We start from the raw sequence: 13,713 nt of genomic DNA on the forward strand, positions 1-13,713 counted from the left end.
GATTTGCGGAACGACGAACGAAGCAGTCGCCTGGCTGCTTCGTTCATTAAAGTGAAACTTATTTCTGTGGACGCATCGCCGGGAAGAGAATAACGTCACGAATAGTATGACTGTTAGTAAACAGCATAATCATTCGGTCGATACCAATTCCCAGACCTGCGGTTGGCGGCAGACCATATTCCAACGCAGTCACGTAATCTTCGTCGTAGAACATCGCTTCGTCGTCACCTGCAGCTTTGGCGTTAACCTGTTCCTGGAAACGTTCAGCCTGATCTTCTGCGTCGTTTAATTCGCTAAAACCATTACCGATTTCACGACCACCGATGAAGAATTCAAAACGGTCGGTGATTTCCGGGTTAACATCATTACGGCGCGCCAGCGGTGACACTTCTGCCGGATACTCAGTAATAAAGGTTGGCTGAATCAGATGTGCTTCTGCAACTTCATCAAAGATTTCGGTGACAATACGTCCCAGCCCCCAGCTTTTCTCTACTGTAATACCGATAGATTCAGCTAATGCTTTAGCGGCATCAAAATTATCCAGGTCGGCCATCTCAGTTTCTGGACGATATTTTTTGATTGCTTCACGCATGGTGAGTTTTTCAAACGGTTTGCCGAAATCAAACACATGCTCGCCATAAGTGACTTTAGTGGTACCCAGTACCTCTTGTGCCAGGGTGCGGAACAGTGACTCTGTCAGTTCAATCAAATCGTGGTAATCCGCATACGCCATGTAGAGTTCCATCATCGTGAACTCAGGGTTATGACGAACAGAAATACCTTCATTACGGAAGTTACGGTTGATTTCGAATACCCGTTCAAAACCACCTACAACCAGACGTTTCAGATACAGCTCCGGCGCGATACGCAGATACATATCTAAATCCAGAGCATTATGATGGGTAATAAACGGGCGAGCAGATGCCCCACCTGGAATTACCTGCATCATCGGGGTTTCTACTTCCATAAAGCCGCGCGCGACCATGAACTGGCGGATAGCGGCCAGAATTTTTGAACGGACAACAAACGTTTGACGGGATTTATCGTTAGCGATGAGGTCCAGATAACGTTGACGATAACGGACTTCCTGATCCTGCAGACCATGGAATTTATCTGGTAAAGGACGTAGTGCTTTAGTCAGCAGGCGTAACTCAGTACAGTGAATGGAAAGCTCACCAGTTTGCGTCTTAAACAGCGTACCGCGGGCACCGATAATGTCACCCAGGTCCCATTTTTTAAACTGATCGTTATAAACACCTTCTGGCAGGCTATCTCGTGCAACGTACAGTTGAATACGGCCACCGACATCCTGCAATGTTACAAAGGAGGCTTTCCCCATGATTCGACGGGTCATCATTCGGCCAGCAATCGAGACTTCAATGTTTAAGGATTCCAGTTCCTGGTTATCCTTCGCATCAAACTCTTCGTGCAACTGGTCAGAAGTATGGTCGCGGCGAAAATCATTGGGAAACGCCACGCCTTGCTGACGCAGCGCTGCCAGTTTTTCGCGACGATTTCTCATTTCATCGTTAAAATCAATAGCCTCATTGGCTCCCTGTGTTTCTTGTTCAGACATTTTGGTTCCTCTTAATCCAGCTTTCAATTTAGCGTAGATAAAGAGACAGATCGGTACACTGTATTATCTGCCTCGACTATTAGTAACTCAGTTCATCTTATCTAAACCAACGCTTACCTCAAGTTGATATCACTAATAAATAACCATAAAAATGGTTTAAATATCTTATTAATCTGGGATTTGCTAGTGTGATTAACTGAAAGTAAATTGATTCATAACTAATTGTTTTTACGGAAGTTAATCGTTGCTTTCCTGTATCATATTCGTCGGAGTGCTAAACAGAAATCGGGTAGCAAAGGCCAATGCCACGATGATCGCGACACAAGCCAACGTCCACTCTCCCATCTGGGAAAAGAATCGCTGGTAAGCTGCAATTGCCATACCGCTAATTTGCGACTCTGTCGTCTGTTGTGCCACTACGCCTGCCAGCCAGTTGGCGACCGCGCCTGTTGCCAGCATATAAATACCGGTTAATACGCCAGACATTTTCAGACGCGTGATTTGCGCAATCGCCACCGGGTCAATAAAGAGTTCGGCAAAGCCCATTAGCGCCAGCCCGGATATCATCACACCCATTGACGCTTGACCGCCAGCCGCTGCATGTCGGGCATCAAATGCCAGCAACATAAAGCCACAAGCCATCAGCAGTAAGCCAAAGGCAAACTTCAGCCAGACGCGCAATGTTGAGTTGCCGTGGCTTTCTGGCGACGCCAGCCAGGCAAGTACAACCCCAGCGAGCATCACCGCAATTGCGTTCACTGACTGGAATAGCGCAGTAGGTACTTCAATATTGAATGCCTGACGATTCACAAAGCGATCGATAAACAAGCTGATGGTACTGCCGCCCTGTTGTGCCAGTACCCAGAACAACGTCCCGACAAACATCAACAATACAATTTGCCAAAGAGCACGGCGGTGTTCGGGGAATTTGATCATCATGCGGGCAATGATTTGTGCAGCAATAAGGCAAACGATCGCCAGCAAATATCCGGACCAGTCGTTCTCCAGCAGCAGAGTAAAAAATACTGGGGCTAAACAGAGCATCACCACTAACCAGCTCCATACCGGTAAGGCAAATTTGACGCGAGTGAGCGCTTTTTTATCCATGCTACGCGTGGACTGGAAATGACGATGACCGCTTAAGAAAATCAACAAACCGATAAACATGCCGCCACCCGCAAGGGCAAAGCCAACATGCCATCCATACCACTGAGCAGCCAGGCCGCAGGCGATGGGGGCTGCGATAGAACCGATATTGCCCGCAGCATACAGCAGCGAAAAACCGCCATCACGTCGATGATCGTTCTCGTCGTAGAGCTCGCCAAGCAAACAGCTGATGTTTGATTTGAATAAACCGTAGCCACAAATAATGATTGCCAGCGCCAGATACAGGCTAAAGGTTGAATTTGTATCAATGCCCAGCACCACATGGCCAAGGGTCATTAACAGCGCGCCGGCAATTACCGCAGTGCGGTTACCGAGCAGGCGGTCGGCAAGCCAGCCGCCGAGAATAGGGGTAACGTAAACCAAAGAAGCGTATGCGCTGAACAGGCTGATGGCATGGTTATCATCAAAACCAAGCTGATGGGTGAGATAGAGAATGAGTAAGGCACGCATGCCGTAAAAACTGAAGTACTCCCAGATCTGGATCGCCACGATATAGTATATCGCGCGCGGCTGTGAGGGTGTTTTCATGTGTTCTCCTTATGAGCAAAAAAGGGAAGTGGCAAGCCACTTCCCTTGTACTAGCTAATTATTTTTTGCCTTCTTCTTTCAATACCTTAACGGTATAGCGGCCATCAGCCTGACGGTATGCACCGTGAATATCGGTTTCAAAGCCCGGATAGTGAGCGCCGATTTCACACAGCATCTGCAGGAACTCCAGAACCGGACGGCTTTCTTCGGTGATCATTTCACCCGGCATTACCAGAGGAACTCCCGGCGGATACGGAAGGATCATATTGGCGTTAATACGACCTACCATTTCGTCGAGGTAAACTTCTTCGGTCATACCGTGCAGCTCTTTCTGGAACGCAGCATACGGAGTCATTACCATTGTCGGCAGCACTTCAAATGCGCGATACATCAGATCCGGCAGATTGTGGTGAACAATCAGTTTGTGGATATTCTGAGCCAGTTCCTGAATACGCATGTTTTCATAGAATTCAGGATCTTCACGATACAGAGACGGCAGCATGTTTTTCACACGCAGGTTCAGGTCGAACGCACGTTTGAAGTCAGTCAGAGCACGCAGCAGGCTCAGTGCTTTGGTCTTATCAATACCGATGCTGAACAGGAACAGCAGGTTATACGGACCGGTCTTCTCAACAACGATGCCATGTTCGTCGAGGTATTTCGCCACGATGCTGGCCGGAATACCAAAGTCGCTCATGGTGCCGTCTTTTTCCATCCCCGGAGTCAGCAGAGTGACTTTGATCGGGTCAAGATACATGTGCTCGTTATCGATGTTTTTGAAGCCGTGCCAGGTGCTGTCAGAACGCAGCGGCCAGCATTCAGTAGTATCGATATGATCCGGCTGCCATACATCAAAGAACCAGCCATCAGATTCCGTTCTCAGACGTTTGATCTCTTTACGGAACTTGATCGCACGTTCAATGGAACCGTCGATCAGGCGTTTACCGGCATTACCTTTCATCATCGCCGCAGCGGTTTCAGTGGACGCCACGATACCGTAGTGCGGAGAAGTGGTGGTGTGCATCATGTAGGCTTCGTTAAAGGTTTCTTCGTTTACGTCACCTTTAACGTGGATCATGGAAGCCTGAGAGAATGCCGCCAGCAGTTTGTGAGTGGACTGGGTTTCGTAAATCACTTTCCCTTCGACACGGCCACCGCTCATACCGCATTTACCTTCGTAAATCGGTGAGAAGTTGGTGTAAGGCACCCACGCGGAGTCAAAGTGGATGGATTTCACATCCAGCGTTTTCTTGATGAAGTCGGTGTTGTACAGCAGACCATCATAGGTAGAGTTAGTAATTACGGCATGTACCGGCCAGGTCGCGTTTGGTGTTTCTTTCACGCGCTTAGCAATGGTTGCGTGCTGGAATTCACTCTGTGGGATACCGCCAAGAATACCGTAAGCGTTACGGGTCGGGCGGAAATAGATTGGCGTAACATCGCTCATCATCATCAGATGGGTCAGCGATTTGTGGCAGTTACGGTCAATCAGAATGGTGCTGCCTGCCGGAGCAGAGTACATACCAACAATTTTGTTCGCAGTGGAAGTACCGTTGGTCACCATGTAGCTGCGGTCTGCGTTAAAGACGCGAGCGATATACTGTTCTGCTTCTTTGTGTGGACCGCTGTGATCCAGCAGGGAACCCAGTTCAGATACTGAAATGGAAATATCAGATTTCATGGTGTTCGGACCAAAGAAATCATAGAACAGGCTACCTACCGGGCTTTTCTGGAATGCAGTACCGCCCATGTGACCAGGAGTACAGAAAGTATATTTACCTTCACGAACATATTTAAACAGCGCTTTGGTCAGCGGAGGCAGAATAGTGTTGATATATTCGTCAGTGGTCTGCTTGATCTTGTTAGCAATATCATCAGCAGCACCCAGCGCATATTCAAAGAAGCTAATCTGTAAACGCAGATCGTTCAGGCTTACATCGAGTGTGGAATATGTATTAGCGAACGCGTACAACGGCAGGTTCTCGTTCATTTTGCTAATTTCTTCGCACAACTCGAGATTATATTTATCCCAGTCAAAAATAACGCCGCACAGACGCGCATTGTTTTCGATCAGTTTTAATAAGTCGTCACGGTCGTTCGGGTAAACAATCTGGAAGTTCAGACGTTCAAGCGCGCGATGAAGTTCACGGATGGGTTCTTCTTTAAAATAAACCCCCATGTGATTCAATATTGCAATAACGTTCATAGTCATATCTCCAGGTAAAAAAGGCCCCTCCCAACACATGGGACAAAATGAAAGGAGGAGCCTCGGAAAATACTTTTAATTAATGTGCGTTAGATGCTGTGTGGTTATCCATTGAGTGGCTCTGGCGCTCGTGCATTTTGCGAGCGTAGAACATCAGGATAATCAGGCTGACGATGAAGGTACCTGCCAGCTCGAAGGAGCTTGCACCCATCAGAGCGATGAAGCAGAACACGCAACCCAGTACAGAGCAGATTAGGCTGACAAAGTTGCGGATGTTAACGCCTTCAAAACGAATCAGGTCAACGCAAGAGTAGAAGTACGGCAGCATAGTCAGCAGTACTGCGATACCGGTCAGTTCACCGAACAGGTCAGAGGCTTTACCACCGGCAGAGTTCATCAGAGTGATGAGGATCATCAGGGCAGTCATTTTCACTGCAGCCAGCAGCAGACCTTTTTTCGGAATACCGTTGCTGTCGACTTCACCATAAATTTTCGGGAAGTTACCGTCGTTAGCGGCACGTACACCTGCCTGGCCTACCAGCATCATCCAGGAGCCCAGAGAAGTCAGGCACGCAAAGGCGGTGAATGCAGAAACCAGCGGCGCAGCCCAGTTACCGAGGATAGTTGAAGCACTGATTGCAAACGGAGCACCGGAAGCTGCCATTACAGAAGACGGATACATACCGGAAAGCACCTGAGTCGCAGCAATGTAAACAATACCTGCTAAACCAGTACCCAGCATGGTTGCCAGTGGAACGGTACGTTTCGGGTTTTTAACCATACCAGTACTTACAGCTGCGGATTCAACACCCACGAAGGCCCACAGGCAGAGCAGAATACTTTTAATGATTGCGTGACCATCAGTGGTACCCGCAGTATTCCAGTTAGCTGCATAAGTTGCAGCATCAAACCAATGCCAGCCAACAATAGCAGTCATAACCACCGGAATAAGAACCAGCACCAAGCCAATAGTGGTTAAACGGCTTACCCAGGTACCGCCGAGCATATTTACAAAGGTAAATACCCAGACGATAGCAATACAGGCGATACCTGCCGGAACAGGATCATTTAATACTGGGAAGAAGGTGGAAAGATAAGATACAGCGGTAATACCAATCGCCAGGTTACCAATCCAGTTAGCATGGTAATAAAGAACACCTGTCTGAAAACCAAATGCAGGGGAAATTTCTCCAGCATAAGCAATTGGGCCACCTTGTTGCGGGTTCTTTGTTGCCAGTCGGGCATATACATAAGCCAGCGACATTGCACCAATAATAGAGATGATCCAACCCCAGATAGCAATACCACCGATACTTGCAAGGTTCGCAGGTAATAATGCAATACCGCTCCCCATCATATTACCGGCAACAACACCGGTACAGGCAAATAGCCCAATCTTCTTGGCAGAACTCATGCTCTTCTCCTAATTTCATTTTAGAATTTGGAGTCCGGGTCATGATGTATAACTATTTACTGACCAGACCAAACTGGCGACAAGACTACTCAAAAAAAAAGATTAATCCTAAAGATTAGGTGAAATAATACAAAAGTTTATGTCAGTGAGGATTTTAGCTCTTCATTAACAGATCAGAATCGCAAGTTGATATCATGAAAAGATAAACATTCAATATTTACAATGAGTTACGAGAAAGTTTCTGGTTGAATTTATGTAATAAAAAGTTATGCAGCAAATAAATTGCTGCAACATGTTATGTCAATAAATATACAAGCGTTTAACGCTAAAAATCCCCGCGAATGAATCAACCCAGGATTCGTTTATTCTGAAGCGAGAAATTTGTCGAGATAAGGGACAACATAAGAAACAGAAGTCTGGAATATGCCATTTTCAATCCAGTAAAGGGTGTTTGCTCCTGGGCGTAAATTAAAGGCGGTGAGATATGCATCAGCAGCTTCTCGGTTCATCCCCTTCATCTCATAAACTTTGCCAAGCAACACATAATTTAGCCAGGACATTTCAAGGTCAATACCAGTATTTATCGCCTGATAAGATTCGTCTGTTTTTCCTTTTGTCAGAGCACTGACCGCTTTTATTTGATAGAGAATGGCCAGATTATTCATTCCTGGCAGTGTAGCAATGTTATCAATTTCTGTGTTCAGTGCTGCTAATTGTTTTTCATCTAAAGGATGCTGAGAATGACGTACTATATCAACTAATGCTTTCTCTGCTCTCGCGTAGGTAAATTCGGGAGATGATTGAACAATCTCACCTAATAACTCACTGGCACGGTTCAATGATTTATCATCACCATGCATTAAATAATCATGTGCCTGATAAAAATTAGTTAATAACGCACCACGATGAGGCAAAATTTGTTGGAGCATCTCCTGCATTCGTTGTGGCCACGGTTGATTTAACGCTTTTGACAAACTCTCCAGTAAATCATTTTGAATCGCCAGCTGATTACCGTTAGTGATGACATAACGTTTATCCAGCATGGTCGAACCATCTGCATTGTCTACCAATTTCACCGACATAAAGCACTGTTGAGCGCGGTATTGGCGTTGATTAACAAACGCAATAGATAATGTTTTACCGGAACTGCTCGGTTCATCAATGTTGTAGTTGATTTTGTCATGAACCATAAAAGTGGAGAAGGTATTAAGTGACGTAGCCACCAAATCACCCACACCTATCGCGTAAGAGAGCTGATACGGGGAAGTCCAGCTGTTACAACTCTTATTCACCATATTAATGTCAATATCGCGTGGATTGAGCAAAATACGCGATTTACTCATAGGAAGACGCGTTTCAAGACTGGAAAACGCCACCAGTGCTACACAGATACCTAACGACAACAGGAAAAAAAACCATACCCAAAAGGTAGTGAATCGTTTGCTTTTAACTGGGGATTGTTCAGGTGGCGTTGCGGTGTTTTGAATGTTAAGACTGTGGGAAGGGGAATCTGTGTCAGGAATCGCCTCTGGTATAGGGGGAGGCGAAGATTGCATTATTTCTTCTCCCTCCTCTTCGCTGTACCAGATAACTGGCACCATTAATTTATAACCGCGCTTTGGTACAGTAGCGATATAGACAAGACTATCTTCATCATTATCTTTTAATGACTTACGCAGTTCTGAGATACTCTGCGTTACAACGTGATTGGTAACAATACTTCTCTTCCAGACATTATCGATAAGTTCATCTCTGCTAAGTACTTCGCCACTGTGTTGAGCAAAGAAAACCAGAAGATCGATTAGTCTCGGCTCAAGGGTAAGTTGACGCCCATTGCGACTAATTTGGTTTATGGACGGAGTAACAAGCCACTCGCCAACGCGAACTACAGGTTGTTGCATAATAAAAACTCATTCGAAAAGGGAATGGTGCAATGATAATTGCCATAACCTATTTTTACCATCTATAGATGGGTGTGTTTACATATTACAGGTGAATGTGAGACGTTATTTTTACCAGCCGTAAACCTCTTGATTACATCGTCTTACGAAAGGACTTTAATGAGAATCAGAAGTAATTTGCCTTACCACCAGGATTGATTATCTTTGCCAAAGAAAACGTTCAGAAAATAATCCCCGGAAAATTGCCTGGAACGCTTACTATTTTAATGGATTGTTAGTCTTTGCATGATCAAACGGAGTTATACATTTCTCTTTGTTCGCATCCAGGAAATCTCATCAGTCGGCGTTCTGTTTATGGATGCGTTACGCTCCTGATGACGTCATTTGACGTTCAACAGCATTACGGGGTCGCACGACATTTTGCGTCAGTCAGTGTCATAGCTCCGGGACAAATTTTCTCAAACAGGGGGATACCCGCAAAATGCTGGTGATGTGGGGAGAATTTGGTTGAGTTTGGTGGGAGTGATTTGGAGGAAGAACGGTTAAGTCGTGGCGTCCTGAAACGAAAAACGGACCTCCGTGGAGGTCCGTTTATATGAATTTGGTGCCCGGACTCGGAATCGAACCAAGGACACGGGGATTTTCAATCCCCTGCTCTACCGACTGAGCTATCCGGGCAACGGGGCGCATTAAACCGTAATCTGCACATCTCGTCAACCTAATTTCAGTAAAAGCGATTCAACTGCTTAAGATTGCGGCAAATCGCTTCTTTTCTGTGTTTCTGTCAGGTCAGTGCGCCACCCTGGCGGCAGCGAGCGAAGCGCAGGATATCTTCCGCCAGCCGATGTGCGGTATCGACATCCGCCTGGCTACGATTCACCAGCATTCGGCTTAAACAACCTTCCAGCACCAGTTCCATCTGCTTTGCTACCATCGCCGGATCGTCCACTTCCAGCGTGGTTAACAGTTCGTGGGTAAAGTCGTAGGCCGCGCTTTTTTGCTGATCGGCCAATTGATGAATAGGGTGGCCAGGATCGGGATAAAACGTACAGGCAGCGATAAACAGACAGCCCGGGTAGCGGTTGTTTTTAACGCACTCCGATAGCGCCTGATAACGCGCCAGCAGCTTTTGTTCGGCGGTTTGCGTTTCGTCCAGCATCAGCTGACGACGCCAGACATCTATCTGTTGGCTAAGATAGCGCAGGGCATCGTAGAGGATCGCCTCTTTGTCTGGCCAGAAGCGGCGCAGCTCGTCCAGTGGATAATCCACACGTTCAGCAACCATCTCCAGCGTGGTGTTGGCAATCCCTTGTAATTCTAATAATTTCAGGGCTTCTCCCAGTACATCTTCACGTTGCACGCTATTTTCCTCCGTCTTTCCCACTGAAGTGTCGTTCACGGTTGGCGATCGCGCAAATGTGCGCTGAAGGTTTCTGCATCCATAAAGCCCGTGACGCGCGCTTGTGGATGCTCCTGGCCTTGTCCGTCAAAAAAGAGAATTGTCGGTAAGCCAAGGACATTAAGATGCTTTAACAGCGCCACATCTTGTGCGTCGTTGGCTGTGACGTTGGCCTGAAGTAAGACCGTGTCTGCTAACGCTTTTTGCACCTGCGGGTCGCTGAAGGTGTATTTCTCAAACTCTTTACAGGCGACGCACCAGTCGGCATAGAGATCTAACATCACCGGTTTGCCTTTGGCTTCAGCGAGCGCCTGATTTAACTCATCTACCGTTTTGATTTGTGTAAAGTTGAGATGCGCCTGAGTTTGCGTGGTATGCGTCGCGCCAAATGCCCAATCCTGGAGTGGGCGCACGCTAACCAATGCTGCCGCTAGCAGGATAATTTGCACAATACGCATCCAGCCGCGTTTGGCCTGTAAGCTGGTGATAAAGGCCCAGCCAAAGAACGCGACACCCAGCGCCGACCACAAGCGTAATCCCCATATATCACCAATCACTCGCTCCAGCAGGAAGACCGGCAGTGCGAGGATCACAAAACCAAATGCGGTTTTGACCTGTTCCATCCACGGGCCGCTTTTCGGCAGCAGGCGGTTACCAAAGACGGTAATTAGAATCAGCGGCAGGCCCATGCCCAGCGCATAGAGATAAAGCGTGCCGCCGCCCAGCCACATGTTTCCGCTTTGGGCGATATACAGCAGAATCGCGCTAAGCGGTGCGGTGGTGCATGGCGAACAGATCAGCCCGGCAATCGCCCCCATCACAAACACACCGCCGGGCGAGCCACCTTGTTGGCGATTGCTCATTAGCGTGAGGCGCGTTTGCAGCGAAGAGGGGAGTTGCAGGGTAAACAAGCCAAACATCGACATTGCCAGCAAGGTAAAGACGATAGCGAGGCCGATAAGTACGTAAGGATGCTGTAGCGCTGCCTGGAACTGTAACCCTGCGGCGGCAACCACCAGACCCAGCGCCGTGTAAGTCAGCGCCATCCCCTGAACATAAGTAAAGGTCAGCAACAATGCTCTGGCAGTGGAGAGCCGCTGTTTACCGCCCAGCACGATACCGGAAATTAGAGGGTACATCGGCAGTACACATGGCGTGAAGGCGATACCGATACCAATCAACAACGCCCAGAGCGCGGAAAAGGGCAATTGCGCGACGGGCTGCTCTTGCTGCGGAACTGATGCAGACGGTGGCGTCGCGTTGTTAGTAACCACTTCGCTTAACGGAACGGTTTTGGTTTCTGGCGGATAACAAAAACCGGCGTCAGCACAGCCCTGGTAGGTGACAGTCAATGTCGCACCAGCACTTGCCTGGTTGATGGTCACAGGAAGCGTCAGCCGCTCGCGGTAAATCTCGCTTTTGCCGTAAAACTCATCTTCATGCCAGACGCCCTGGGGCAACTGCACGTCGGCGATTTTCGCGTGTTCCGGCGTAATGCGGATCTGTTTACGGTAAAGATAGTAACCGTCTTTGATCTGCCAGCTCAGATTAAGCTCATGTTGGTTTTGCTGAAAATCAAAAGCAAAGGCTTGATCCGCGGGGACAAATTGTGAGCGTCCCGGCGCGTCGAATAATCCGGCAAAAACGGAAGTGCTGCAAAGTAGCAGGATCAGCGTAAAGATGCGTTGAGCCATGAGAGGTAATCTGTGTCTCCGTGTGTAACAGGTAAAACCAGAAGCTCCGGGGTTTGATACGGATGATGAGACTTCAGGCATTCCAGCAGTGCCTGCTGGTGAGATACGGTGGTTTTTAAAATCATCTGCACTTCGTATTCCTGTTCCAGTTTACCTTCCCAGTAATAGAGAGAGGTAGCGCCAGGAATCAAGGTCGCACAGGCCGCCAGTTTTTCCGCCAACACTTTGGCGGCTAATTCCTGGGCCGTCGCTTCATCCGGCGCGGTGCACAACACCACGACGGACGCGGTATTCGAACTTTTTTCATCAAGCATAAACACCTCGCAAGAACAGATGGAACCGCAAGAGAGAGGTCACTATACAACGGACGGGGAAAGGATGTTAGTCGGCGGGAAAGAAAGCGGGGCGTGAACGCCCCGCGATTTGTCATTACAGCATCACGCTGCCCAGCAAGAAGCCGAAGCAAACGGCCAGGGCAACACCCAGAGTACCTGGGATAAAGAACGGATGGTTGAAGACGAATTTACCGATACGAGTGGTACCCGTGTCATCCATCTGTACCGCAGCAACCAGCGTCGGGTAGGTCGGCAGAATGAACAGACCAGACACGGCTGCGAAAGAAGCTACAGCGGTCAGTGGAGAAACGTTCAGCGCCAGAGCCATCGGCATCAGTGCTTTTGCAGTTGCAGCCTGAGAGTACAGCAGAGCAGAAGCAAAGAAGAAGATAACAGCCAGCAGCCACGGATGACCCTGAATGACTTCACCAGCGGTATCTTTGATCCAGTCGATGTTGTTGGAAACGAAAGTATCGCCCAGCCATGCAACACCCAGGATACAAATACAGGCGCTCATACCTGCTTTGAAGGTGCTGGAGTTGAGGATGTTGTCGGTGTCCACTTTGCAAAGAACAGTGGTCAGGGTTGCAACGCTCAACATGATAATCAGGATAGCGTTAGTGGTGTTCATCAGCGGTTTTTCAACCAGGCCCATGCTCGGGCTGTTGATAATCGCATAGATAACCACGCCAACTACGCCCAGCAGGAACAGCCAGACGGACGTTTTTGCACCGGATTTGATTTCAATCTGCTTCTCACCGCGCAGTTCAACCAGACCTTCTTCCAGACGCTTGCGATAAATCGGATCGTCAGACAGTTTTGAGTTGAAAAGCATGGTTACCAGGAATGACATCACCAGAACTGCCAGCAGGGTAGACGGGATGACCACAGAGAGCAGATGCAGGTAGCTGATGCCATGACCTTCCATCACGGAAGACATGTAAACCACCGCCGCAGAGATTGGTGATGCGGTGATCGCAATCTGCGCGGATACCACTGCAGTAGACAGCGGACGGCAAGGTTTAACGCCTTGTTCCTTCGCAACTTCAGCGATAACTGGCAGTGTTGCCAGAGAGATGTTGCCGGTACCAGCAAAGATGGTCAGGAAATAGGTTACGATCGGTGCAAGGATCGTGATGTATTTCGGGTTACGGCGCAGCAGCTTTTCTGTCTGGTGAACCAGATAGTCCAGACCGCCAGCAACCTGCATAGCAGAAATAGCAGCGATAACCGCCATGATAATGGAAATGACATCGAATGGGATGTTACCAGGCTTGACGCCGATAGCGGCAAGAACCAGCACCCCCAATCCACCTGCAAAACCAATACCAATTCCCCCTAATCTGGCGCCCAAGAAGATCGCCAGCAAAACGATGATGAGTTCTACAACTAGCATATTAGCCTTCCTTGTTTTTTAACAAGTTGATATCAGGTTGTTGTTTTTAAGTTACTACTCACAAGAAAAAAGGCACGTCGTCTGACGTGCCTCTTTT

9 protein-coding genes and 1 tRNA gene are annotated in these 13,713 nt (G+C 48.1%); all 10 read right to left on the minus strand.

Annotation, left to right across the window (positions count from 1 at the left end; translation table 11 throughout):
• Window positions 1-58: 58 nt before the first annotated feature.
• Window positions 59-1,576, minus strand: a complete 1,518-nt coding sequence (gene lysS, locus D9741_RS07645; protein WP_130216763.1) for a lysine--tRNA ligase — start codon at window positions 1,574-1,576, stop codon at window positions 59-61.
• Window positions 1,577-1,813: 237 nt separating this feature from the next.
• Window positions 1,814-3,271, minus strand: a complete 1,458-nt coding sequence (gene dtpC, locus D9741_RS07650) for a dipeptide/tripeptide permease DtpC (protein WP_130205935.1) — start codon at window positions 3,269-3,271, stop codon at window positions 1,814-1,816.
• A 58-nt stretch (window positions 3,272-3,329) separates the two neighbouring features.
• Window positions 3,330-5,477 (minus strand): lysine decarboxylase CadA, encoded by a 2,148-nt coding sequence (gene cadA / locus D9741_RS07655; RefSeq protein WP_130216761.1) that lies wholly within the window; start codon window positions 5,475-5,477, stop codon window positions 3,330-3,332.
• A 79-nt stretch (window positions 5,478-5,556) separates the two neighbouring features.
• Window positions 5,557-6,891 carry a cadaverine/lysine antiporter gene (gene cadB / locus D9741_RS07660; RefSeq protein WP_130216759.1) on the minus strand — a complete coding sequence of 445 codons (1,335 nt, stop codon included), beginning with the start codon at window positions 6,889-6,891 and terminating at the stop codon, window positions 5,557-5,559.
• Window positions 6,892-7,253: 362 nt separating this feature from the next.
• The gene (cadC, locus tag D9741_RS07665) at window positions 7,254-8,792 is read right to left on the minus strand and encodes a lysine decarboxylation/transport transcriptional activator CadC (RefSeq protein WP_130216757.1); all 1,539 of its coding nucleotides are present in this window, start codon (window positions 8,790-8,792) and stop codon (window positions 7,254-7,256) included.
• A 602-nt stretch (window positions 8,793-9,394) separates the two neighbouring features.
• A tRNA-Phe gene (locus D9741_RS07670) sits at window positions 9,395-9,470 on the minus strand.
• A 106-nt stretch (window positions 9,471-9,576) separates the two neighbouring features.
• Entirely contained in the window at window positions 9,577-10,152 is a 576-nt protein-coding gene (locus tag D9741_RS07675) for a transcriptional regulator (protein WP_001188520.1), read from the minus strand.
• Window positions 10,153-10,187: 35 nt separating this feature from the next.
• Window positions 10,188-11,885 (minus strand): protein-disulfide reductase DsbD, encoded by a 1,698-nt coding sequence (gene dsbD / locus D9741_RS07680; RefSeq protein WP_130216755.1) that lies wholly within the window; start codon window positions 11,883-11,885, stop codon window positions 10,188-10,190.
• Window positions 11,861-12,199, minus strand: a complete 339-nt coding sequence (cutA, locus tag D9741_RS07685; RefSeq protein ID WP_064525746.1) for a divalent cation tolerance protein CutA — start codon at window positions 12,197-12,199, stop codon at window positions 11,861-11,863. The genes dsbD and cutA overlap by 25 nt, the downstream gene beginning before the upstream one ends.
• Window positions 12,200-12,314: 115 nt before the next feature.
• Window positions 12,315-13,616 carry an anaerobic C4-dicarboxylate transporter DcuA gene (gene dcuA, locus D9741_RS07690; RefSeq protein WP_130216753.1) on the minus strand — a complete coding sequence of 434 codons (1,302 nt, stop codon included), beginning with the start codon at window positions 13,614-13,616 and terminating at the stop codon, window positions 12,315-12,317.
• Window positions 13,617-13,713 lie beyond the last annotated feature (97 nt).

Origin of the sequence: Escherichia sp. E14V7 (genome assembly GCF_004212225.1) — a bacterium.
Lineage (GTDB): Bacteria > Pseudomonadota > Gammaproteobacteria > Enterobacterales > Enterobacteriaceae > Escherichia.

Bases quoted from the DNA above. Each gene is read 5' to 3' on its own strand.
- cadB (WP_130216759.1), bottom strand. From the start codon at position 6,891: ATGAGTTCTGCCAAGAAGATTGGGCTATTTGCCTGTACCGGTGTTGTT.
- cadC (WP_130216757.1), bottom strand. From the start codon at position 8,792: ATGCAACAACCTGTAGTTCGCGTTGGCGAGTGGCTTGTTACTCCGTCC.
- dcuA (WP_130216753.1), bottom strand. From the start codon at position 13,616: ATGCTAGTTGTAGAACTCATCATCGTTTTGCTGGCGATCTTCTTGGGC.
- cadA (WP_130216761.1), bottom strand. From the start codon at position 5,477: ATGAACGTTATTGCAATATTGAATCACATGGGGGTTTATTTTAAAGAA.
- lysS (WP_130216763.1), bottom strand. From the start codon at position 1,576: ATGTCTGAACAAGAAACACAGGGAGCCAATGAGGCTATTGATTTTAAC.
- cutA (WP_064525746.1), bottom strand. From the start codon at position 12,199: ATGCTTGATGAAAAAAGTTCGAATACCGCGTCCGTCGTGGTGTTGTGC.
- dtpC (WP_130205935.1), bottom strand. From the start codon at position 3,271: ATGAAAACACCCTCACAGCCGCGCGCGATATACTATATCGTGGCGATC.
- dsbD (WP_130216755.1), bottom strand. From the start codon at position 11,885: ATGGCTCAACGCATCTTTACGCTGATCCTGCTACTTTGCAGCACTTCC.